Origin of the sequence: Salarchaeum japonicum (assembly GCF_020614395.1) — an archaeon.
Taxonomy (GTDB): domain Archaea; phylum Halobacteriota; class Halobacteria; order Halobacteriales; family Halobacteriaceae; genus Salarchaeum; species Salarchaeum japonicum.
On sequence record NZ_CP085324.1, the window covers coordinates 1,306,769 to 1,328,598 of the forward strand.

28 protein-coding genes are annotated in these 21,830 nt (G+C 68.2%); 15 read left to right on the forward strand and 13 right to left on the reverse strand.

Annotation, left to right across the window (positions count from 1 at the left end; translation table 11 throughout):
* Positions 1–71: 71 nt before the first annotated feature.
* Positions 72–1,193, reverse strand: a complete 1,122-nt coding sequence (locus LI334_RS07405; protein WP_227259753.1) for a helix-turn-helix transcriptional regulator — start codon at positions 1,191–1,193, stop codon at positions 72–74.
* 232 nt (positions 1,194–1,425) lie between these two features.
* Between LI334_RS07405 and LI334_RS07410 the strand changes: the two genes are divergently transcribed.
* The 3 genes from LI334_RS07410 to LI334_RS07420 are packed head-to-tail and all read left to right on the forward strand — an operon-like array spanning position 1,426 to position 3,927.
* Positions 1,426–2,409 (forward strand): aliphatic sulfonate ABC transporter substrate-binding protein, encoded by a 984-nt coding sequence (locus LI334_RS07410; protein WP_227259754.1) that lies wholly within the window; start codon positions 1,426–1,428, stop codon positions 2,407–2,409.
* Positions 2,406–3,185, forward strand: a complete 780-nt coding sequence (locus LI334_RS07415; RefSeq protein ID WP_227259755.1) for an ABC transporter permease — start codon at positions 2,406–2,408, stop codon at positions 3,183–3,185. Before LI334_RS07410 ends, LI334_RS07415 begins: the two co-directional genes overlap by 4 nt.
* Positions 3,169–3,927 (forward strand): ABC transporter ATP-binding protein, encoded by a 759-nt coding sequence (locus tag LI334_RS07420; protein ID WP_227259756.1) that lies wholly within the window; start codon positions 3,169–3,171, stop codon positions 3,925–3,927. Before LI334_RS07415 ends, LI334_RS07420 begins: the two co-directional genes overlap by 17 nt.
* Here the strand turns inward: LI334_RS07420 and LI334_RS07425 are convergent, their stop codons facing one another.
* Positions 3,928–4,113 carry an HVO_2922 family protein gene (locus LI334_RS07425; protein WP_343750093.1) on the reverse strand — a complete coding sequence of 62 codons (186 nt, stop codon included), beginning with the start codon at positions 4,111–4,113 and terminating at the stop codon, positions 3,928–3,930.
* Between the two features lie 89 nt (positions 4,114–4,202).
* Here LI334_RS07425 and LI334_RS07430 point away from each other — a divergent pair, with 89 nt between their 5' ends.
* The 3 genes from LI334_RS07430 to LI334_RS07440 all read left to right on the forward strand — a co-directional run bounded on the left by LI334_RS07430 (position 4,203) and on the right by LI334_RS07440 (position 5,474).
* Positions 4,203–4,541, forward strand: coding sequence for a cupin domain-containing protein (locus tag LI334_RS07430; RefSeq protein ID WP_227259757.1), 339 nt, complete (start codon positions 4,203–4,205; stop codon positions 4,539–4,541).
* Positions 4,542–4,574: 33 nt separating this feature from the next.
* Positions 4,575–5,147, forward strand: a complete 573-nt coding sequence (locus LI334_RS07435) for an MBL fold metallo-hydrolase (RefSeq protein WP_227259758.1) — start codon at positions 4,575–4,577, stop codon at positions 5,145–5,147.
* Positions 5,148–5,213: 66 nt separating this feature from the next.
* Positions 5,214–5,474, forward strand: a complete 261-nt coding sequence (locus LI334_RS07440) for a DUF7571 family protein (RefSeq protein WP_145847301.1) — start codon at positions 5,214–5,216, stop codon at positions 5,472–5,474.
* 2 nt (positions 5,475–5,476) lie between these two features.
* On the opposite strand, the gene LI334_RS07445 is transcribed toward LI334_RS07440, so the two are convergent.
* Complete coding sequence (locus tag LI334_RS07445) at positions 5,477–5,743, reverse strand: DUF5827 family protein (protein WP_227259759.1); 267 nt, start codon at positions 5,741–5,743, stop codon at positions 5,477–5,479.
* A gap of 107 nt (positions 5,744–5,850) precedes the next feature.
* Between LI334_RS07445 and LI334_RS07450 the strand changes: the two genes are divergently transcribed.
* On the forward strand, positions 5,851–6,282 hold the full coding sequence (locus tag LI334_RS07450; RefSeq protein WP_227259760.1) for a DUF7522 family protein: 432 nt from the start codon (positions 5,851–5,853) through the stop codon (positions 6,280–6,282).
* Between the two features lie 31 nt (positions 6,283–6,313).
* Here LI334_RS07450 and sod read toward each other — a convergent pair whose 3' ends face one another.
* On the reverse strand, positions 6,314–6,916 hold the full coding sequence (sod, locus tag LI334_RS07455; RefSeq protein WP_227259761.1) for a superoxide dismutase: 603 nt from the start codon (positions 6,914–6,916) through the stop codon (positions 6,314–6,316).
* A gap of 108 nt (positions 6,917–7,024) precedes the next feature.
* On the opposite strand from sod, the gene LI334_RS07460 reads away from it, so the two are divergent.
* Positions 7,025–7,801, forward strand: coding sequence for an HAD-IIA family hydrolase (locus tag LI334_RS07460; protein WP_227259762.1), 777 nt, complete (start codon positions 7,025–7,027; stop codon positions 7,799–7,801).
* 7 nt (positions 7,802–7,808) lie between these two features.
* Here LI334_RS07460 and LI334_RS07465 read toward each other — a convergent pair whose 3' ends face one another.
* The 5 genes from LI334_RS07465 to LI334_RS07485 all read right to left on the reverse strand — a co-directional run bounded on the left by LI334_RS07465 (position 7,809) and on the right by LI334_RS07485 (position 11,669).
* Entirely contained in the window at positions 7,809–8,276 is a 468-nt protein-coding gene (locus tag LI334_RS07465) for an FKBP-type peptidyl-prolyl cis-trans isomerase (protein ID WP_227259763.1), read from the reverse strand.
* 38 nt (positions 8,277–8,314) lie between these two features.
* Positions 8,315–8,914 (reverse strand): hypothetical protein, encoded by a 600-nt coding sequence (locus LI334_RS07470; protein WP_227259764.1) that lies wholly within the window; start codon positions 8,912–8,914, stop codon positions 8,315–8,317.
* Positions 8,915–8,977: 63 nt separating this feature from the next.
* A complete protein-coding gene (locus LI334_RS07475; protein WP_227259765.1) occupies positions 8,978–10,378 on the reverse strand; it encodes a cryptochrome/photolyase family protein in 1,401 nt (466 codons plus the stop codon).
* Positions 10,379–10,416: 38 nt separating this feature from the next.
* On the reverse strand, positions 10,417–10,845 hold the full coding sequence (locus tag LI334_RS07480; protein ID WP_227259766.1) for a PaaI family thioesterase: 429 nt from the start codon (positions 10,843–10,845) through the stop codon (positions 10,417–10,419).
* Between the two features lie 38 nt (positions 10,846–10,883).
* Positions 10,884–11,669 (reverse strand): enoyl-CoA hydratase/isomerase family protein, encoded by a 786-nt coding sequence (locus tag LI334_RS07485; protein WP_227259767.1) that lies wholly within the window; start codon positions 11,667–11,669, stop codon positions 10,884–10,886.
* 93 nt (positions 11,670–11,762) lie between these two features.
* On the opposite strand from LI334_RS07485, the gene LI334_RS07490 reads away from it, so the two are divergent.
* Positions 11,763–13,328, forward strand: a complete 1,566-nt coding sequence (locus LI334_RS07490; RefSeq protein WP_227259768.1) for an AMP-binding protein — start codon at positions 11,763–11,765, stop codon at positions 13,326–13,328.
* A 1-nt stretch (position 13,329) separates the two neighbouring features.
* Here LI334_RS07490 and LI334_RS07495 read toward each other — a convergent pair whose 3' ends face one another.
* Complete coding sequence (locus tag LI334_RS07495) at positions 13,330–13,512, reverse strand: DUF7331 family protein (RefSeq protein WP_227259769.1); 183 nt, start codon at positions 13,510–13,512, stop codon at positions 13,330–13,332.
* A 331-nt stretch (positions 13,513–13,843) separates the two neighbouring features.
* Here LI334_RS07495 and LI334_RS07500 point away from each other — a divergent pair, with 331 nt between their 5' ends.
* The 4 genes from LI334_RS07500 to LI334_RS07515 are packed head-to-tail and all read left to right on the forward strand — an operon-like array spanning position 13,844 to position 17,264.
* The gene (locus LI334_RS07500) at positions 13,844–14,665 is read left to right on the forward strand and encodes a YqcI/YcgG family protein (protein WP_227259770.1); all 822 of its coding nucleotides are present in this window, start codon (positions 13,844–13,846) and stop codon (positions 14,663–14,665) included.
* On the forward strand, positions 14,662–15,204 hold the full coding sequence (locus LI334_RS07505; RefSeq protein WP_227259771.1) for a cysteine hydrolase family protein: 543 nt from the start codon (positions 14,662–14,664) through the stop codon (positions 15,202–15,204). The genes LI334_RS07500 and LI334_RS07505 overlap by 4 nt, the downstream gene beginning before the upstream one ends.
* Before the next feature lie 50 nt (positions 15,205–15,254).
* Positions 15,255–16,262 (forward strand): TIGR04024 family LLM class F420-dependent oxidoreductase, encoded by a 1,008-nt coding sequence (locus LI334_RS07510; protein ID WP_227259772.1) that lies wholly within the window; start codon positions 15,255–15,257, stop codon positions 16,260–16,262.
* Between the two features lie 30 nt (positions 16,263–16,292).
* The gene (locus tag LI334_RS07515; RefSeq protein ID WP_227259773.1) at positions 16,293–17,264 is read left to right on the forward strand and encodes a quinone oxidoreductase family protein; all 972 of its coding nucleotides are present in this window, start codon (positions 16,293–16,295) and stop codon (positions 17,262–17,264) included.
* On the opposite strand, the gene LI334_RS07520 is transcribed toward LI334_RS07515, so the two are convergent.
* Positions 17,261–17,935, reverse strand: a complete 675-nt coding sequence (locus LI334_RS07520) for a 6-hydroxymethylpterin diphosphokinase MptE-like protein (protein ID WP_227259774.1) — start codon at positions 17,933–17,935, stop codon at positions 17,261–17,263. The genes LI334_RS07515 and LI334_RS07520 overlap by 4 nt on opposite strands.
* Before the next feature lie 128 nt (positions 17,936–18,063).
* Complete coding sequence (locus tag LI334_RS07525) at positions 18,064–19,191, reverse strand: dihydropteroate synthase (RefSeq protein ID WP_227259775.1); 1,128 nt, start codon at positions 19,189–19,191, stop codon at positions 18,064–18,066.
* An 86-nt stretch (positions 19,192–19,277) separates the two neighbouring features.
* On the opposite strand from LI334_RS07525, the gene LI334_RS07530 reads away from it, so the two are divergent.
* Positions 19,278–19,994, forward strand: coding sequence for an RNA methyltransferase (locus tag LI334_RS07530; protein WP_227259776.1), 717 nt, complete (start codon positions 19,278–19,280; stop codon positions 19,992–19,994).
* 36 nt (positions 19,995–20,030) lie between these two features.
* Complete coding sequence (locus LI334_RS07535; RefSeq protein ID WP_227259777.1) at positions 20,031–20,846, forward strand: phosphatase PAP2 family protein; 816 nt, start codon at positions 20,031–20,033, stop codon at positions 20,844–20,846.
* Here the strand turns inward: LI334_RS07535 and LI334_RS07540 are convergent.
* On the reverse strand, positions 20,799–21,740 hold the full coding sequence (locus LI334_RS07540; RefSeq protein WP_227259778.1) for a DMT family transporter: 942 nt from the start codon (positions 21,738–21,740) through the stop codon (positions 20,799–20,801). The genes LI334_RS07535 and LI334_RS07540 overlap by 48 nt on opposite strands.
* Positions 21,741–21,830: the final 90 nt, after the last annotated feature.

The window sequence follows — 21,830 nt, forward strand, 5'->3', positions numbered from 1 at the left end:
CCCGCGTATATAGACTGACGGATGTCCTACACGCTTCCACGCGATTAAAATAAGGTTGGGGCGGGCGTGGGCTACTCGTCGCGGTCGCCGCCGGGTTCGTGGCCGGGGAGGCTGACGACGTTCTCGCGGCCGATGCGGATGCGGCTGAGTTCGCCCTCCTCCTCCATCTCGGAGAGCAACATGCTCACCTTGGACTTCGACCAGTCCGTCTCCTCGACTATCTGCACCTGCCGCATGCGGCCGCCGTGGTCTTCGATCAGGCCGCGCACGCGGTCTTCGTCCGACTGCAGTTCCTCGTCCGGCACCGCGGGCTCCGTCGGTGCGCCGGTTCCGCCACCCGTCTCGTCGCCGCCGTCGGTCGAGTCGTCGCGCCGGGAGCGCCACCCGACGACGCCGGCGACGACGGCGAGCGCGAGCACGACGGCGAGCAGGGCGTAGAGCGCCCACGGGAACCCGCCGGACGACTCGGTCTCCGGCGGCCCGCCACCGGTGGTCGTGCCGTCGGTCGTCGCGGTCGTCGTGTTCGTCGGGAGCGGTGCGGTGGTGAACGTCGCTTGCGGGCGTTCGTCCGCGAACTCGGTCGGCCCGAACCACGTCACGGAGTCGCTCTCCGCGACCGTCTCGCCCGCCATCGAGTCCGGTTCCGGGCTGACGGACGCGAACCGCACGCCCTCGCCGGCTTCGAGGACGAGGCGCTGGCTCTCCCCGACGTACAGCCCGCCCTCGAACAGGTCGCCGACGACCACCCGGTCAGCCTGCACGCGAGCGAAGTTCGTCCACGTGAACGACATCTCGACCACGCCGAGGTTGTCGTTCAGTCCCGTGACGCGCGCCGACCGCGAGAACGCCGTGGCGTTCATCGACCGCTCGGAGACGTTCTCCCCGTCCGCGACCAGCGCCCCCGCCCTGTCCTGGAAGTTCTCGTAGAGCGGGAGCGTCTCGTTCTCGAAGCGAGCCGCGAACTCGCGGAAGTCCGCGCGCTGGGAGTCGTTTTCGAGCGGCGTCCGGTACTGGAACGTCCACTGCGCCGACCCGTCCGCCGCGACGGTGATGGTGAAGTGAACGCTCGAAAACGAGGGGTCGTCGGCGGTGCCGACGCTGTCCGCGTCCCCGAGGCCGCTCGCGGGCGTCACGCCGACGATCAGGGCGCTCGCGACGAGGAGCGCGCAGACCGCGGCGGTGACCCGAGACATACCCCGGACTCGGTGCCAGCGAACCAAATGTCTAGGGATTCTCGCGGACGGAACGGGGTCGTCCGGCAGGTATTGCAGGTGTCGCGTGCGCTCCGCGAGCGCCGGAACCGGGTCGTCCGGCGGGCTGTCGGGCGCGGGCGGACGGAACGGCCGTTCACGGGCGGAACGAGACCGGCGTAACGGCTGACGCGGTAGTTCGTGTTTTGACACCGCTAGCCGTACGGTGGGTACGATGAATCGACGAGCGTTCCTCGGCGCGACGGGTGCGGCCGCCGCGTCGTTGACGGCTGGCTGCATCGGAAGCGGAATCGTCGGCGGGTCGCGCACCGTCACCCTCGACTACGCCTACTACAACCCCGTGAGCCTCGTGCTCCGGGAGAAGGGCTGGGTGGGCGAGGAGTTCGAAGACAGCGACGCGAGCGTCGAGTGGGTGTTGAGCCTCGGGAGCAACCAGGCGAACCAGTACTCCCAGAGCGGGGAGGCGCAGGCAGCATCCACTGCGGGCATCGCGGCGCTGATGGCGCGCTCGAACGGCGTCCCCATCCGCACGGGCTACATCTACTCGCGGCCCGAGTGGACCGCGCTCGTCGCGAAATCGAGCAGCGACATCTCGGAGGTCGCCGACCTCGAAGGGAAGTCCGTCGCCGCGACGCTCGGCACCGACCCCCACTTCTTCCTCCTGCAGGCGCTCGACACCGCGGGCCTCAGCGAGAGCGACGTGGACATCGTCGACCTCCAGCACCCCGAGGGCCAGGACGCCCTCCTCCAGGACGAAGTGGACGCGTGGGCGGGCCTCGACCCCCACATGGCCGAACTCCAGCTCGAACACGACGTGGAGCTGTTCTTCCGGCGGCCCGAGTTCAACACGAACGGCACCCTGAACTTCCTCGAAGGCTTCCTCCAGAACCACCCCGAGGACGTGAACCGCGTGCTCCGGGCGTACGAGCGCGGCCGGGAGTGGGCCATCGAGAACCCCGAGGAGACGGTGTCCATCCTCGCGAGCGCCTCGGAGATGTCGAAGCCGGTCGCGCGGAAGGTGTTCACCGACCGCACCGACCTCTCCGCGCCCATCCCGGGCGACCAGCACCGCTCCCTGCTCTCCGACCTCGCGCCCATCCTCCAGGAGAAGGGCTTCGTCGATTCGAGCGTCGACCTCCAGGCGGCCATCGACGAACTCGTCCGGCCGTCCATCTCCGAGTCGGTGGTGAACGGATGAGCACGCGGACGTACGGCCTCGCGGACGTGTCGCTCGACCGCGCGCGCTGGATACTCGGCCTCGTCGTGCCGGCGTTCCTCGTGGTCGGCTGGCACGTCGCGGTCGTGACGGGCGTCTTCCCGCCCTACCAGCTCCCGAAACCCCTGGCAGTGCTGGAGACGCTGTACTCGCTCGCGGCGTCGGGACAGCTCGCCACGCACGTCTCCGTCACCGTCCAGCGCGTCTTCTTCGGGTGCGTCGTCGGGATGACGCTCGCCGTCCTCCTCGGCACGCTCACCGGCATCTCGCGGACGGCGAGCGCGCTCCTCGACCCGCTCTTCCAGAGCCTGAAGAACATCCCGTCGCTCGCGTGGGTGCCGCTGTTCCTGCTCTGGTTCGGCATCGGCGAGGTGGCGAAAGTCCTCCTCATCGCCGTCGGCGCGTTCTTCCCCGTCTACCTCAACCTCTCCACGGGCCTGCACGCCGTGGACGAGGCGCGCCGGGAGGTCGCTGAAGTGTACGACCTCACGCGGTTCGAGACCCTCAAGTCGGTGGTGTTTCCGGCGGCGCTCCCCAGTCTGTTCGTCGGCGTGCGGAGCGGCGTCGGCCTCGCGTGGATGTTCGTCGTCGCCGCGGAACTCATCGGCGCGAGCCAGGGTCTCGGCTTCCTCATGAAGAACGGCCGCGTGCTCTCCCGGCCCGACATGATTATCGGCGCAATCCTGCTGTTCGCGCTGTTCGGGAACCTCACCGACCTCGCCGTCAAGGAGGTGGAGAAACGTGTCGTCGACTGGTGAGTCTTCGTCGGCGGTCGCCGTCGAAGACCTGACGAAGGCCTACGGCGACACCGTGGCGCTCCGCGACGTCTCCCTGTCGGTCGCGCCCGGCGAGTTCGTGTCCGTCGTCGGTCACTCCGGCTGTGGGAAGAGCACGCTCCTCCGCGTCCTCGCCGGCCTCGAAGACGACTTCCGGGGGACGGCGACCGTGGACGGGACGGACGTGCGCACGGAGGGCGGTCACCGCGTCGGGATGGTGTTCCAGGAGCCCCGTCTGTTGCCGTGGAAGACGGTGCGGGAGAACGTCGCGGTCGGCCTGCCGCGGGACGTAGACCCGGACAGCGAGGCGGCGCGCGAACGCGTGGACGCGCTCCTCGACCGCGTCGGCCTCTCCGGGTTCGAGGACGCGCGCCCGAGCGAACTCTCCGGCGGGATGGCCCAGCGCGTCTCGCTCGCGCGCGGCCTCGCGTACGACCCGACCGTGATGTTGCTGGACGAACCGTTCTCCGCGCTCGACGCGCTCACGAAGTACGAACAACAGGACTTCCTGCTCGACCTCTGGCGGGACAGCGACCTCACGGTCGTCCTCGTCACGCACGACGTGGAGGAAGCCGCCTACCTCTCCGACCGCGTCGTCGTGCTCGGCGGCCAGCCGGGCACCGTCGAGACGACCGTCGATATCGGCGAGGGGAGGCCGCGCGACCGCGAGGAGTGGCTCGTCCCCTACCGCGACCGCATCACGACCGCGCTCGGCGTCGAATAACTACTCCTCGACGGGCGCGCCGGGCGCGTTCTCCTTCACGCTCTCAAGGCCCTGTTTGGCCTTCTGTTTCGACGCGTAGCCCTCGCCGGAGTCCGCGAGGATGTTGCCGTTCCGGTGGACGAGCCGCCACCGCCACTGACCCGCGTCGTCCTCGTACACCTCGAAGCGCGCCTGTGAGTCACTCATACGTGCCGTGACGGCCTCCCGCGGGAAAAGCCTGGGGTGGCGCGGAGTCGGCGAGTACGTTTTTCCGGCCGGCGGCCACACCACCACGTATGCCGCACACGAAATCGCACGTGAGCGACGCGGAATCGGTGCTTCCGGACGACGTGAAGGGCGAGATGTGGATGCTCCGGGACGACCTCGACACGGAGACGCTCGGGTTCACCGTGCTCGCGCTCGAAGCCGGCGAGGAGACGATGAGTCACGCGCACGTGGACGACGACCAGGAGGAGATTTACTACGTCGCGACGGGCGGCGTGGACGTCGACTTCGGCGACCACACCGTCAGCCTGGAGGCGGACGAGGCGCTCCGCATCAGCCCCGAGGAGGAACGTCAGATTCAGAACCGCGACGAGTACTCCAAACTCGTGCTCGTGAGCGCGCCGGTCTAAGGGTATTTCCGGGCGCATCCCCGAGAGGGCGGTATGGTCGAGAACCTCTCCGCCGGCATCGACGCATTCACCAGTAACGCGTTTCTCGTCGAGGGCGAGCGCACCGTCCTCGTGGACGCGGGCGCGAACTACGACGTGGTGGGCCGCATCGAGGAACGGACGGACGGCCTCGACGCGGTGGTCGTGACGCACACGCACACAGACCACGTCGGCAACCTCGACGACGTGAAGTCGGCGTTCGGCGTCGAAGCGTGGGGGTTCGACGCCGACCAGCCCGGTATCGACCACGAACTCGCGGACGAGGGCGAAGTTCGGATGGGCGACGACGCCTACACGGTGTTGCACACGCCCGGGCACAAGAACGACCACGTCTGTCTCTACACCGACCGGACGCTGTTCGCGGGCGACCTCGTGTTCGCGAACGGCGGGTTCGGCCGCACCGACCTCGAAGAAGGCGACCGCGGCCTGCTCGTCGAGTCCATCGAACGCCTCGAATCACGGCTCTCGGAGGGGCTCGACGTGATGCACTGCGGGCACGGGCCGAGCGTCACCCGGAACCCCGTCGAGGACGTTCGACTCGCCCGTCAGGGCGCGAAAACGCGATAGGACGGCAGGGTTTCGCGCGGGCGACAGACATATGTCACTCGGTAGCATGCGGTAGCGTGCATCGCTATGCAACCGTGCCAGAACTGTCAGGCGGTCATCGACGAGTATCTCCTCGATAAACAACTCGAACCCCTGCGCGACCTCACGGTCGACGACTTCAACGTCTGCGCCGACTGCACGACAGTCGTCGCGGACGCGTGCGTCGAGTGCGGCGGCGCGGTCTACGTCCCCCGAAGCGAAACGCGAACGCCGGACGTCTGTCCGGCGTGCCGGTCTGACCTCATCGAGCGCACCGGGCGCGACCCCGGGTGGATGGTCACCACCTAGGGTTACTCCTTCAGTCCGTAGTAGCCGGGTTCGTCCTCGCTCTCCGGTTCCGCGATGACGAGCGCGTCACTGTTCCGCATCACCCACGGAATCGCCCAGTCCAGCAGGATTTCCTCCGTCCCCTCGTCGAGCGCGGCGTCCGGGTCGAGACCCTGGAGCAGGCGCGCTATCTCGTAGACGGTGTACATCTCGTCGTCGTCGAGGAGTTCGTCCGGTTCGTAGAAGTCACAGGGGTGGAACGTGTCGAAGTCGGACTTCGGCCGAGGCATACCGAGGGGTGCGCCCGCGGCCGGCAAAAACCCACGGACTCGACGGCGCAAGACGCACCGATGACGAAACGTTATGTGGGGGAGTCTCTAACACCCGGTATCTTGCGATGGAGTTAGATGGCACACGACAGTCCACGCCGGGGAAGGAAGCGCTGTACGCGGTCGTAGAGGAGTTCGGCGGGGACGCGCTCCGCGACCTCTGGGTGTTCGACGGCGACACCCAGGAACCACTCTTCGTTCGCGAGGACGTCGCGGACGAACTCGCCGACGCGGACGTGGAGCGCTACATCGACAACGAACGATACGGGTTCGTCACCCGGGAGACCTACGACAACCTCCACTACGCCGAGTTCTACTACACGCTCCGCGGGTTCGACACGTTCGAGCAGTACCGGACGTTCGCGTCCCGGGACGGCGAGCGCGTCGGCGTCCTGTGTAGTTTCGACCGCCGCGAGGGCGGCTACGACTTCGCCGACCTGACGGAGTGCGTGAGCGACGAACTCGCGGACTACCCGCTGTCGGAACTCCTGCCGGCGTAGCGCGCGAAAGAAAACTGGTGGGTTCCCCGGATTATTCGAACGTCGCGACGACGTCCTCGTACTTGTCCGCGACGTCGTCCCAGTCGACGACGTCGAAGAAGTTGCTGATGAAGTCGCCGCGGTCCGGGCCGTAGTCGTAGTAGTAGGAGTGCTCCCAGACGTCGAGCGCGAGGATGGGGTGGCTGCCCCAGAGCGCGCCCTGGTCGTGCTTGTCCACGACGAGGTTACGCAGCTGGTCGGAGTGGGAGTCGTAGACGAGGAGCGCCCAGCCGCCGGCGGCGGACGCCGCGGCTTCGAATTCGCCCTTCCAGGCGTCGAAGCCGCCGAAGTCCTCCTCGATGCGGGCGGCGAGCGCGCCGGCGGGTTCGCCGCCGCCGTCCTCGCTCATGTTCTCCCAGAAGATGGAGTGGAGGATGTGTCCACTGCCGTTGTGGGTGACGTTCCGAATCGCGCCCGCGGAGCTGGAGAAGTCGCCGTCCTCGCGGTTCGCTTCGAGCGTTTCTTCGGCGCTGTTCCAGCCGTTCACGTAGCCCTGGTGGTGGGTGTCGTGATGCCACGTGAGCACCTGTTCGCTGATGTGCGGTTCGAGCGCGTCGTACTCGTAGGGAAGCGGGGGAAGTTCGTAGTCAGTCATCGTGTATCACCAACAGATACAACGCTCGGATAACTGTTAAACCTTGAGGCGTTCCATGGTATCACGGCCCACGAAGGGTTTTCGGGCGTGCTGCGTCTTCGAGCGAGTGTGACGTACTCCGGCGTCTTCGTCGACCTCGACGGCACCGTCTGGCGCGGCCGCGACCCCGTTCCCGGTGTCGCCGACGCGGTTCGCGCGCTCCGCGAGCGCGGCGTGCCGCTCGTGTTCGTGACGAACAACACGGGCGTCCGCCGGGACGACTTCCACGCGCGCCTCGACGCGCTCGGCATCGACCCGGACGCGGGCGAGGTCGTGACCGCGGCGTGGGCGACCGCCGAGTACCTCGCGGAGTACCGGCCGAACGCGTCCGTGCACGTGATGGGACAGGACGTGGTCGCGGACGAACTCGCCGCCGCCGGCCTCACCGTCTCCGAGTCCGGGACGGCGGACGTGGTCGTCGTCGGGTACGACGAGCGCGTGTCGATGGATCGCCTGACGGGCGCGCTCCGCGCGTTCGGCCCCGGGACGGACTTCGTCGCCACGAACCGCGACAGCACGACGCCGCACGAGGACGGGCCGATGCCGGGCGCGGGCGCGTTCGTCGCCGCCGTTGAAGAGATGACCGACCACGACCCGCTCGTCGTCGGGAAGCCCAGCACGCGCATGGCGGACGTGGCCGCCGACATCCTCGGCGTCCCGCTCGACGAGTGCCTGATGGTCGGGGACAACCTCCACACGGACGTACTGATGGGCGACCGCGCGGGCATGGACACCGCGCTCGTCCTCACGGGCGTCAGCGACCGCGCGGACATCGAAACGACGGACATCACGCCGACGCACGTCCTCGACAGTATCGCGGACGTGCCGACGCTCTTCGAAAACTGAGAGTCGATTACTCGACGTCGACGACTTCGATTTCGAATTCGAGGGTTTCGCCGGCGAGCCGGGGGTTGAAGTCGACCTTCGTCACGTCGTCGTCCACGTGCGTGATTTCGCCGGGCTGGCCGTTCTGCGCTTCGAGGTAGAGGCCTTCCTCGGGGCGCTGGCCGAGCGCCTCGGTGAGTTCCTCGGTCTCGAACTCCTGGACGCGTTCCTCGCTCCACTCGCCGTAGGCTTCCTCGGGCGGAATCGTGAGCGTCGCGGTCTCGCCCGCGTCGAGGCCGACGAGGCCGTCCTCCATGCCCTCGATGACCTGGCCCGCGCCGACTTCGGCGGTGAGCGGGTCGTACTCGCGGTTCGGCTGTTCGTCGGCGAGTCCTTCCTCGGTCGCGACGGATTCGCGGGAGGTGTCGAAGACGGTGCCGTCGTCGAGACGGCCCGTGTACTCGAACGTGACCGTGTCGCCGGTTTCGATTGCCATACCCGAGAGAGCGGAGCCGGACGGATACGTGTGTGGTTTCAGATTCCCCAGCGCAGTCCGGACATCGTGGCGACGACGGCGACCATCAGGGCGAGTTCCACGAGGCTCAGCATCCCGTACTTCTGGTTCAGGTCGGCGAGCCGGTCGTAGTCGGTGTCGTCGGCCGCGAGTTCGTCGAACATCTCGGTCGTGAACCAGTGGAGCGGCCCGAACCCGAGCGCGAGCAGGGCGACGGCGAGCGCGAGCGCTATCCAGAGCGTCGTCGTCGGGGCCTGCCACATGTTCATCATGGCGGCGAGGCCGATGCCGGAGCCGACGACGCCGACGGAGACGGGTTCCATGAGGACGTTCATCTTCGGGACGAAGCGCTCCGCGAACGCCTCGTTCGCCTCGTCCGGCAGACCGCCCATGACGGGCCCGAGGACGACCGCGCCAAGGACGGACGTGCCGAACCAGAACGCGCCGAGGAAGAGGTGGACGGTGAACATCACGCGGTGGTCGCCCGAGAGGTATCCCAGCACGGGTAGGAGGAGCGGAACCGCGATTGCGCCCGCGGTGAACGCGGGGTTCGCCGCGTCGGCCATCTGACTGTACCGTTCGCGCGTCGTCTCGGGGCGTCGTGCCTCGCCTAGTGACATGCGATAACTTCCCTCACGGATTCGTGTTCGCATCCCGTCACATAAAACTGGCTCCGCGGGCGGTTAGTCCTCGCCGCGCGCCGCCTCGAACATCTCCAGCGCGCGCTCGCGGCGCTCCGCGTGCTCCACGATGGGCGCGGGGTAGTCGGGCGCGACCGACTCGCGTTCGTCCTCGCTGAGGTCGTTCCAGCCGTGAATCTGCTCGGCGTCCGCGTCCGCGAGTTCGGGGACGTGCTCGCGGATGTACTCGGCGTCCGGGTCGTAGTCCGCCTGTTGCGTCCAGGGGTTGAAGATGCGGAAGTAGGGCTGGGCGTCCGTGCCCGTCGAGGCCGCCCACTGCCAGCCGCCGTTGTCGTTCGCGGTGTCGTGGTCGACGAGGTAGTCGCGGTAGTGGTCGTAGCCGACCCGCCAGTCCACCAGGAGGTCTTTCGTGAGGAAGGAGGCGACGATCATCCGCACGCGGTTGTGGACGTACGCCTCCTCGCGGAGTTGGCGCATCCCGGCGTCCACGATGGGAAACCCGGTCTCGCCGGCCTTCCACGCCGCGATTTCGTCCGGGTCGTCCCGCCACTCGATGGGGTTCTCGTACTCGTTGTAGTTCTCCCGCACGACCTCGGGGTGGAAGTAGAGGACTTGCTGGTAGAACTCGCGCCACGCGAGCTGGCTCTGGAACTCCTCCACGCCCGTCTCCTCGTCCTCGTCCTCCGCGTCCGCCATCGCCGCCTCGGTGCGGGCGTACGCCTCCCGCACGCCGAGCGTCCCGTACTTCAAGTCCTGGGAGAGCCGGCTCGTCCCCTCCTCTGCGGGGTACTCGCGGCCCACGTCGTACTCGAAGATATCGTTCTCACAGAAGGCGTCGAGGCGCTCGACGGCCGCGTCGTGCCCGGCCGCGGGGTAGTCCGCTTCCGGTTCGTCGAACCCCAACTCGTCGAGCGACGGCAGTTCGTCCCCCGACGCGTCGGCGAGCGCGTCCGCGGCGGGCGGGTCGGCGGGACTCGCCTTCTCGCGGTCGCGCCACTTCTTCCAGAAGTACGTGTACACCGAGTACGGGTCGCCGGCGTTCGTCCGAATCGTCCCGGGTTCGTGGTGGACGGCGTCGTGGAACTGCGCGTGGGGCGTGTCCTGGGCGTCGAGCGCCTCCCGGACGAGTTCGTCGCGCTCCTGCGCGAGGCCGGTGTAGTCGTGGTTCCAGACGACGCGGTCGGCGTCGTGCTCGTGGGCGAGGGCGGGAAGCACGCCCGACGGGTCGCCGCGGCGGACGACGAGGTCGCTCCCGCGCTCCCGGTACCACGCGCGGAGGTCGCGCAGGGCGTCGCGGAGGAAGGCGACGCGGACGGGGCTGGCGTGGTCGAGGACGGCGTCGTCGAACACGAACACGGGCAGCACGTCGCCCTCGTCGGCGGCGGCCGCGAGTCCGAGGTTGTCGTGCGCGCGGAGGTCGCGGCGGTGCCAGAAGACCTGCATACGGGCGAGTGTCGCGGGCGCGCCGAAAGCCTACCGGCCTAGTCGAAGATACGGAACGACCCCCGGCCCACGGCGACCTCCTTCAGTTTTCCATCGGGCGTTTCGGACTCGATGGTCATCTCGGCGACGCCGACGGTGCTGCCCGTGCGGACGACGTTCGCGGTGCAGACGAGGTCGCCCGCGGCGGGGCGGAGGTAGGAGATGTTGAGGTCGATGGTGGCGACCCCGGTCTGGGTCGGTTCGTCGAGCGTCGAGCGGACGGCGAGACCGCCCGCGGTGTCCGCGATGGTGGCGGCGACGCCGCCGTGCACCTGGCCGTTCGCGCCCGGGCCGGTGTTCGTGAGTTTCTCGTCGTACGGCACCCGGAGGCGGAGCCGTCCGGGTTCTAAGTCCTCGACGGTGAGGCCGAGGAAGGAGAGGAAGCCGTGCTGGTCGATGTGGGTCTGGAGGAACGCCGCTTCGTCCATGCAGTGGAGGAGGCCGCCGGCCACCTAAACCCTTGGCGTCACTTCCCGACGAAATCGGGGTCGGATTTCTCGAAGAAGGCGGCGTGGCCGCGCGCGTAGTCCTCCGTGTGCGTGGCGTCCGCCATCGCCTCCGTCTCCACCGCGAGTTGCTCGGGTAGCGAGTGCTCGAAGGACGCCGTCATGAGGCGCTTGGTCGCGCCGAACGCCTTCGTCGGCCCTCGTGCGAGGCGTTCCGCGAGTTCGGTCACGCGGTCGTCGAACTCGCCCGCGGGGACGGCTTCGGTGGCGATGCCGAGGTCGACGGCTTCGTCGGGCGTGAGGTCGCCGTCGAGGAGCGCTATCTCCTTCGCTTTGCGGAGGCCGACGAGCCGCGGGAGGAAGAACGTCGAACCGCCGTCGCCGGTGAGGCCGATCCGGGGGTAGGCGTAGGAGAGCGCGGCGTCCTCGGAGACGACTACGATGTCGCCGACGAGCGCGAGGCTGAACCCGGCTCCGGCGGCGACGCCGTTCACCGCGGTGACGACGGGTTTCGGTGCCTGGTGGAGCTGGAGAACGACGTCGTGGAGCGCGGACGCGAGCCGGCGGAGTTCCGGGGCGTCGGACTCGTCGCCGTCGAACCCCGCGAGGTCGGCTCCCGCGCCGAACGCGTCGCCGTCGCCCGTGAGGACGAGACAGCGCACGTCGTCGTCCTCCACGGCGTCCGTGACCGCGGCCATGAGACCGTCGGTGGTGGCGTCGTCGAGCGCGTTCAGGGCGTTCGCGCCCTCCATCGTGAGGTAGGCGACTCCGTTCTCGCGGCGCACCGAGACGTTCTCGTACGTCATACCTCGGGAATTGCGCGCCGGACACCTCTAGCTTTCCGTCGGTCTCCGGGGTAAGTTTCTTGTGAGCAACCACCGTGGCTTCTGGTAGTACCAATGGCAAATCTTGTGACGAACGTCGAAACAGCGGTAAAAGACGACCCCGACGCGACGGCCATCGGCTTCCGGGGGCAGGAAATCAGTTACGGCGCGTTCTGGCAGCGAACCGGTCAGTTCGCGGCGGCGCTCGACGAGCGGGGGCTCGGCGAGGACGACCGCGTCGCGGTGTACCTGCCGAACCTCCCGCAGTTCGTGACGACGTTCCACGGCACGCTCCGCGCGGGCGGCGTGGTCGTGCCGATGAACCCCCAGTACAAGTCGCGCGAAATCAGTCACTTGCTCGACGACTCGGGGGCGAAGGTCGTCGTCGCGCTCGCCGACCTCGTGCCGTTCGTGGAGGAAGTCGTGGACGACACCGACGTGGAGCACGTCGTCTCCGTCGGCGGCGAGCACGACGCGGCGACGCCGTTCGACGAGTTCCTCGCCGAGGACACGCTCGACGTGGTTCCCCGGGACGCGGACGACGACGCCTGCCAGCCGTACACGTCGGGGACGACGGGACAGCCGAAGGGCGTTCAGCTCACGCACGAGAACCTCGGGTCGAACGCGTCGCAGGCCGCGTCGCTCGCGCCGGGCGGCGTGAACGACGAGGACAAGTCGTTCGGCGCGCTCCCCCTGTTCCACATCTACGGGATGACCGTCACGATGAACGCGACGCTGTTCAACGGCGGCGCGTACTACCCGCTCCCGGAGTGGGACGCCCAGGAGGCCACCGACCTCGTCGCCGCGGAGGACATCACGCTGTTCCACGGCGTGCCCGCGATGTACAACGACCTCATCAATCAGCCGAACACGGACGAGTTCGACTTCTCCTCGGTGCGGATGTGCGGCGTCGGCGGATCCGGCATCCCCGTCGAAGTTCTGCGGAAGTTCGAGGAGCTGTTCGAGCCGAAAATCTACGAGGGGTACGGGCTCACCGAGACGAGTCCGGTCACGCACTTCAACCGGCCCGACGTGGGGCGGCGCGTCGGCAGTATCGGCACGCCCCTGGACGGCATCGACTCCCGGATTGTCGACGGCGACTTCAACGCGCTCGACCCCGTCGAGGAAGGCCCCGTGGACGAGGACGACGACGCGCTGGACGACGTGACGGGCGAGCTCGTCATCGCCGGCCCGAACGTCATGAAGGGCTACTACAACCTCCCGGACGCGAACGCGGAGGCGTTCACGGAGGCGGACGGGAAGCGCTGGTTCCACACCGGCGACATCGGGTACTACGACGAGGACGACTACTACTACATCGTCGACCGGAAGAAGCACATGATCAACACCGCGGGCTACAACGTCTACCCGCGCGAGGTCGAGGAGTTGCTCTTCGAGCATCCGGGCGTCGCGGACGCGGCCGTCGTCGGCATTCCGGACGACCGCCGGGGGGAGACGGTGAAGGCGTTCGTGGTGAAAGCGCCCGAGAGCGACGTGACCGAGGAGGAACTCAAGCAGTACTGTCTCGACAACCTCGCAGAGTACAAGCACCCACGGGAGGTGGAGTTCGTGCAGGAACTCCCGCGCACCACCACCGGAAAAGTCCAGAAGTACGAGCTCGTCGAACGCGACCAGTCCTAGGCTACCACTCCCACTCGGGGTTCGGGGACTCCACGTCGTCGGGTTTTTCGCCGTCCGCCAGTTCGACCGCGTGGTCGGATTGAATCCACGCGCCCGGTTCTTCGGGGTCGTAGATGGCGATGCCGCTTCCGCGGAGCGGAATCGCCGCCGTCTCCCCGGGTTCGACGACGTTCTCCTCCGTCATGGCGCGCCACCGAACGCGCTCACCACGTCCGCGTAGCCGGACGAGACGCCAGCACTCGAAACCGATACGCCAGTTGTGGAACACGAAACGGTGTTTTTCACGCCACTACTGGCGTTTTCATCCTCGTGTTCCGCGTTTTTTGTAGACGTACGTCCAATCATTGTACGTCCCTTTCTGGGAGGATGTGTGGTAAAACAGTTCTGCATAAATCGACCGGATACGTTGTGATTCCTAAGGTACTGGGAGGATGTATTAGGTGTGCGTTCCCGCGGGGTGAGAACGACTGCCGGTCTCGAAAACTCTATCGGGGTTCGGAACGAGAAATTCAGGCATGAACGAACCCGGGATGGGCGTGTTGCTCGACCAGGAGACGATGCGAGCACGCGCGAACGACGGGTATCCGTCGTGGGCGCGCGACCACTGGGAGACGTTCCACGAGAGCCTCACGGGCACCCACGAGGGCGAAGGGTTCCCGTGTTACTTCGGCCGGGAGTCGGTGCGCGCGGGCGACCCCCTCTACACCGTCGTGCCGTCCCTCACCGACGTGGACGCCCTCCTCTCCCTGCGGGACACGCTCGTCGAATACGTCGAGCGCTACGAGGAGTACAGCGACCGCGCGTCCCTCGTCGCCTTCTTCGCGCCACCCGAGCGCTCGTTCTCGGAGGCGGACTACCACGACGCGCTCTGGCACGTCCTCCAGTTCCTCCACGTCCACGACCCCGAACCGTGGCCGGAGTCCATCCCGACCGACCCCGACGACCCCTACTGGGAGTTCTCGTTCGCGGGCGAGCCGATGTTCCCGACCTGTCGCGCGCCCTTCTACGACACCTACCGGAGCCGGTACTGTCCGGTCGGCCTCGAAATCACGTTCCAGCCCCGCGGCCTGTTCGAGTCGATGGGCGTCACCGCCGACACCGAGACCGGCCAACGCGCCCGGGACGTGATTCAGGACAACCTGGAGGCCTACGACGGCGTCTGCCCGCACGCCGACCTTGGGGACTGGGGCGTCGAGGGCGACCGGGAGTGGCCGCAGTACATGCTCCGCGAGGACGACGCCGAAGCCCCCGACGAGTGCCCGATAACGGTGTCGCGCGACCACCCGAAGGTCGCGCCCAGCATCGACCCCGGTATCGCGCGTGAGGTCGGGCAGTGACCGCGCTCGTCCTCGTGGACTTCCAGACGGGGTTCGACGACCCGGGCTGGGGCGACCGGAACAACCCCGACGCGGAGGCGAACGCGCGCAGACTCCTGGACGCGTGGCGCGAGCGCGACGACCCGGTCGTGCACGTCCGCCACGACTCCACCGAACCCGACTCCCCGCTGAGGCGCGGCGACCCCGGGTTCGCGTACAAGCCCGGCCTCGAACCCCGCGACGGGGAAGTGGAATTCGTGAAGCGCGTGAACGGCGCGTTCGTGGATACCGGCCTCGGCGAGTGGCTGCGCGAGCGCGGCATCGAGTCGCTCGTGCTCGCCGGCCTCACGACGGACCACTGCGTCTCCACGACGGCGCGCATGGCGGAGAACCGGGGATTCGCGGTGACGGTCGCGCGGGACGCGACGGCGACGTTCGACCGGTCGCTCGACGGCGAGCGATTCGACCCCGAGACCGTCCACCGGCTCGCGCTCGCGCACCTCGACGGCGAGTTCGCGCGGGTCGCGACCACGGACGCGATTCTCGGTATCAATCGTTAAGGTATCCCCCTCGATAGTTGAGGTATGGTAAATCTCGCCGGTGGCAGTCGATGACGCACCGCTCCGTCCACCTCCCCGTCGCCGCACAGCCCAGCCTCGACGCCCTCGTCGAACTCGGCGTCCGAACCGAAGAACTCGGGTTCGAGCGCGCGTGGCTCCCCGAGACGTGGGGACGCGACGCCGTCACCACGCTCTCGCTCATCGCCGAGCGCACGAGCGAGGTCGGTATCGGCACGAGCATCCTCAACACCTACTCGCGCTCGCCCGCGCTCGTCGGCCAGACCGCCGCCACCCTCCAGGAAGCCTCGAACGGCCGGTTCCGCCTCGGACTCGGCCCGAGCGGCCCCGCCGTCATCGAGAACTGGCACGGCGTGGACTTCGAGCGCCCGCTCCGCCGCACCCGCGAGTACGTCGATATCGTCCGAAACGTCGTTTCGGGCGACCCCGTGAACTACGACGGCGACGTCTTCGACCTCCGCGGGTTCCGCCTGCGCTGTGACCCGCCGGAGACCCCGCCGCCCATCGACGTGACCGGGATGGGGCCGAAAGCCGTGGAACTCGCGGGCCGGTTCGCGAACGGCTGGCACGGCCTCATGCTCACCCAGGACGGCCTCGAAGAGCGCCTCGGCGACCTCGAACGCGGCGCTGACCTCGGCGACCGCGACGTGAGCGACGTGCAGGTGTCGCTCCTCCTCACGTGTTGCGCGCTGGAGGACGGCGAGGAGGCGCGCCGCCTCGCCACCCAGCACGTCGGGTTCTACATCGGCGGGATGGGGACGTTCTACCGGGACGCGCTCGTCCGCCAGGGCTACGAGGACGTGGCGAACGAAGTGCACGACGCGTGGAACGACGACGACCGCGAACACGCGCTCTCGCTCGTCCGCGAGGAACTCCTCGACGACCTCGTCTGCGCGGGAACGCCCGACGAGGTCGCGGAGAAACTCGCGGAGTGGGAGGCCATCGACGGCCTGAACGAGATAGACGTGGGACTGCCGCGGAGCGCAGACCGCGACCAGATAGACGAAACGCTCGCGGCGGTCGCCCCCGAGAATCGGTAGTTTTTCCGGACGGCACCCGTGGTCTCGGGTATGCGAGCCGTACGCGTCAACGAATTCGGCGACAGTAGCGTCATCAGCGTCGAAGACCGCGAGACGCCCGACCCCGGGCCGGGCGAAGTCCGCATCGACGTGGAGGCGGTCGGCGTGAACTTCGCCGACGTGATGCAGCGCCGCGGCCACTACCAGGGCGGCCCCACGCCGCCGTACACGCCCGGAATGGAGGCCGCGGGCGTCATCGACGCCGTCGGCGAGGGCGTGGCGCGCGAACCCGGCGAGCGCGTCGTCGCGATGACGGGCGAGAACGCGTACGCCGAGTACGTCACCGCGAACGCGATGGCGCTGTTCGACGTGCCGGAATCGATGTCGTTCGCGGAGGCCGCCGGATTCCCCGTCCAGTTCCTCACCGCCCACCACTGCCTCCACGAGTGGGGCGGCCTCGAAGCCGACGAGCGCGTGCTCGTGCACGCCGCGGCGGGCGGCGTCGGCACCGCCGCCGTCCAGCTCGCGAGCGACTACGGCGCTGAAGTGTTCGGCACCGCGAGCACCCAGGCGAAGCGCGACCTCGCCCAGCGCCTGGGCTGCGACCACACCATCGACTACACGGAGACCGACTTCGTCGAGGAGATCGACGACCTGACCGACGGCGCGGGCGTCGACCTCGTCCTCGACGGCATCGGCGGGGAGACCAGCGCGAAGAGCGTCGAGACGCTCAGCCACTTCGGACGCGTCGTCGCGTACGGAGCCGCGTCCGGCACGCCCGGCGAAATCGACACCGCGAGCCTCCTCTTTGGGAACAAGTCCGTCATCGGCTTCCACCTCGGCCAGGCGATGGCGCGCGACCCCGAGCGCGTCTACGAGGCCGTCCCCGAACTCTCCGGCATGCTCGCCGACGGCGAACTCGAAGTCGTCGTCGGGCAGACGTTCGACCTCGAAAACGCCAAGGAAGCCCACGAAGCCCTCGAAAACCGCGAGACGCAGGGGAAGGTCGTCCTCGAACCCTAGGGGAGTTCGAGGCCGTCGCGGCGGCCGTCGAGCACGTCGAACGTCTCGCCCCTTCGGGTTTCGAGCCAGTAGAGCAGTCGCTCCGCCCAGTCGAGTTTCTTCGCCTTCATCGCGTCCACGGTGGGGTCGTCGAAGTCCCAGCCCGGGAAGACGAGTTCGGTCGCGCCGAGTTCGTCGGCGAGGAAGGCGGCGCGGTCGCCGTCCGTGAACCCGCCGAAGTCGTACACGGAGTCACGGGGTTCGGCCTGCGTCGTGCAGAGCACGTGGTCGGCGTCGAACTCGGGGAGCCACTCCGCGATGGCGGGAATGTTGTCGCCGTGGGCGTGCGCGACGACCGGGTCTCCCCGCAGCGTGCGGTCGCGGGCGGTGGCGGGGTTCTTGTCGAGGTCGGTGACCATCGCGTCCACCCGGATGCCGGCGTCGGCGAGGATGTCGGTGGCGGTGGACGCGGCGAACACGCGGTCGGCGTCCCGGGCGAGGTCGAGGTCGTCGGAGAGGGACGGCCCCGCGCCGGCGACGGCGACGGTGTCACCGCGCGCGTCGAGGCGGTCGCGGTCGAACGGCCGCGCGTACTCGCTGATGCGGTCGCGGGCGCGTTCGTCGGCCTCGCGGCTGAAGTCGAAATCGGTGAGTACGCGCTCGTAGACGGAGTTCCAGGTATCGTAGTCCATGTGGCAATCGCTCGTCGGTGTAGAAATTCGGGGAGTCCGAGCCGACCCCGCCGCAGTGTGTACCCCTACCCACGCGGGGGGTCAGCCTCCGCTCGCGGATTTTCCCGCCGCAGGTATAAGCTTTCTCGTTACGTCAGGGTGTTCCGGATGCCGGCGGCGACTTCGGGGAGTCGGCCAGCGCCGTCCTCGACCGCGTCCGCGACGGTTTCGAGGCTCGCGACTGTGCCGGCGAGGAAGACGGTTTCGTCCCCGGACGCGACCGCGCCGGCGGCGGACGCGGCGGCGACGAGGGTGTCGCGGTCGGCGTCGGTGAGGCCGCGCACGCTGAACGCGCGCGACACGCTCCTCGCTGCGTCCGCCGTCGCGCCCTCGTGTTCGTCGAGGTGGCGTTCGGCCTCCCGGACGGTCGTCACGTCCAGTTCCTCCACGGTGGGCGTGCGGGTGCGCTCGCGGGTGAACGCGTCCCCGATGACGGCGGCGTCCCGGGTCTCGGCCACGTCGTGCGTCCGAATCACGTGCGCGCCGCGCTCGACGGCCATCGAGGTGGCGGCGAGGCTGACGGGGAGCGCTTCTTCGGTGCTCCGACCGGCGAGGTCGCGGAGGAAGTTCTTCCGATTGATTGAGACGAGAATCGGGCGGCCGAGCGCGCGGAACTCCCGCAGGCGCTCGAACGTCTCCCGGTCGTCTGCGAGCGTCTTTCCCTCCGACCACCCGCCGAACGCGGGGTCGATGAGGGTCTTGTCCGTGAAGCCGTTCAGGCCGAGCGCGTCGTAGATGTCGTCGACGGACTCGACCGCGCCGGGGCGTTCGAGGTCGGGCGGACTCGCCATCTTCGCCACCGCGGCGTCGTGCGCCTCGCACACGCCCGGCATCTCGGGGTCGGCGAACCCGCAGATGTCGTTCACCATGTCGAACCCGCCCGCGAGCGCCGCGTCCGCGACCTCGTGATACCTGGTCTCTATCGAGAAGACCGCGTCGCCCTCGACGCGCTCGATGGTTTCGAGCGCGATGTCGAGCCGGTCGAGTTCCTGTTCCGCGCTCAGGACGTCGAACTTCTTGTTCGCGGACTCCAGGCCGATGTCGATGATGTCCGCGCCCTCCGCGAGCAGTTCGTCCTCGACGTACGCCGCGGCTTCGGCGGGGTCGTCGTACACGCTCGGCGAGTACGGTGACTCCGCGGAGACGTTCAGCACGCCCATGATGCGGGGCGGGTGGTCGTCCCCGATTCCGAGGCCGGCGGCGTCGACAGTTCGCATACCGGATGGGGCGAGTGCCACCGTCAAAGAGTCGGCGCTTCCGGCGTGTCACGCGGTTTTTACGCGACCGCCGGCTACCGTGCGCCATGAAGCCGGTCGTCGCGGTCGTGGACGCGGAGACGTCGGGGAACGTCGGCACCATCGCGCGAGCGATGAAGAACTTCGGGTTCGAAGACCTCTACCTCGTCAATCCGCCGGACTTGCACCGGGATAGCGAGGCGTACGGGTTCGCCGGGCAAGCCCGGGAGGACGTACTGCCGAACGCCGAAATCGTGACGTTCGACTACCTCGTGGAGAACTTCCACACGGTGGGGTTCACGTCCATCACGAACGAGGACGCGCGAAAGCACACGCGATTCCCGTTCCGCACGCCCGACGAGCTCGTCGCGTCGCTGTCGGACGTGGAGACGCAGACCTGTCTGGTGTTCGGGCGGGAGCGCGTCGGCCTCGTGAACGAGGAGCTCGAACGCATCGACGAGGTGGCGTCGATTCCCGCGAGCGCGGACTACCCCTCGCTCAACCTCGGGCAGGCGGCGACCGTCGCGCTGTACGAACTCCAGGACCTCGCGCGCGACGACAGCCAGCTCCCCGACGTGTCCACCCAGCGCGCGGACGAGGCGGAAATCGAGGCGTTCTACGACCACTTCGGGGAGTTCCTCGACGACCTCGACTACCCGGGCGAGAAGAAACCGAAGACGCTCCGGATGATGCGGCGCATCCTCGGGCGCGCGCACCCGACCGGACGCGAGGTGAACACGCTCCGTGGTATCCTGCGCCGTGCTCAGAGGAAGGCTGACGACTAAACGTTTTTGTGTATAGATACGTATGTTGGAGTAACGATGCCTTCTGCCCTCTCCCCACAGACACAATACATGGCGTACGTCGCCATCGCCTCCTTGGGCGCGTTCGCGCTCGGCGCGTACGTCTTCCTCCCGGACTTACGATTGAAGCGCGAGGTTCGGGAGTTCCTGCGGACGGACTGGAAGTATCTCGGGGTGGCGTGGGTGTTGACGTTCGGCGTGAACGAGCTCGCGAAGTACCACGTCGAGACGGCGTTCACGGACACCATCTACGCGATGGAGGGCGCGACGGTCGGCGTGTTCCAGACGGTGACGGCGCGCCCGCTCACGATGCTGTTCGTGTTCGTCTACCTCGTGGGCTTCCCGTTCGTCGTCCTGTTCACGTACTTCAAGCTGAAGGCGCACGACCGCGAGCAGGCCTACCGGTACGCGGCGGCGTACGCGTGTCTCGTCCTGCTCGCCGCGCCGTTCTTCGTGTTCGTGCCGGTGAAGGTGACGGGGTACTCGCTGGTGTCGGTTCGGCCGCTGTTGTACGACCTGAACTCCATCGTGATGGCGGGGACGTTCGCGACGGACACCCTGATGAAGTCGTTCCCCAGCCTCCACACGGGCCTCTCGACGCTCGCCGCCATCTTCGCGTGGAAGACCGGCGACCGCCTGTACGCGTGGACGGTGACGGTCGCCGCGGGCTGTATCGTGGTGTCCACGTTCTACCTCGGCATCCACTGGCTGCTCGACGCGGCGTTCGCGGTCGTGCTCGTGCTCATCGCGCACGAGATATCGCAGCGGATTCCGCTCACGTTCGACCTAGGCTCGCTGCGCGGCGCGGGTCGTGGCGCGGGCGACCGAGAGTAACGCGCGGCGCTTGAGGAGCGCGAACCCGAGGAGGATGGCGGCGAACCCGACGACGGTGGTTTCTTCGACGACGTGGCCGAACGCGAGCCAGGTGACGAGCGTCGCGACCGCGGGTTCGGCGTACCCGACGAGGTTGATTTCGGTGGGGCTGGCGCGTTCGAGGAGGACGAAGTAGAGGAGGTAGCCGCCGGCACCGGCGACGAGCGAGAGGTAGAGGAGGCTGCCGACGCTGGTGGCGTTCCACGAGACGCCGGCGAGGGATTCGCCGCGCAGGACGCCGACGAGGAGGAGGGCGGCCGAGCCGAGGAGCATCGCCCACGCCTGCGTGGTCTGGACGGGGAGGCCGGCGTCGAGTGGGCGGGAGGCGACGCTGCCGAGCGCGAAGCTGAGCGCGCCGCAGAAGACGAGGAGGACGCCGAGGACGCTGGTGGAGCCGACGCCCGCGCCGGGGAGTGCGATGACGGCCACGCCGGCGACGCCGAACGCGAGGCCGGCGGCTTCGACGAGGCCGATGGAGTCGTCGGGGAGGAGGGCGCTTGCGAGCGGCGCGGTGAGGACGGGCGTGAGGCTGATGACGACGGCGGCGACCGCGCCGGTGACGTGCTGTTCGCCGAGGTAGAGGAAGCCGTGGTACGCGCCGACGACGAGGACGGCGACGACGCCGACGTGCAGCCACTCGTCGCGGGTGCGGGGGACGCGGCGGTCGGCGGTGGCGAGCGCGACGCCGAGGAGGACGACGCCGGCGATGACGTAGCGGAGGCCCGCGAAGAGGAGGGGCGGGACGTGGTGCAGTCCGACTTCGATGGCGACGAACGACGTGCCCCAGGCGAGCGCGAGGAGGCAGAAGAGGAGCGCGGTTTCGGAGCCCGCCCCCAGAATCCCTTTCGTTTTCATATATAACTACATCACAGACGGAACTTCTTAAACTCATCTACAACAGTACGCGGTGTTCCGGGATGATAGTTCAGGACAGTCGGTGGGAGT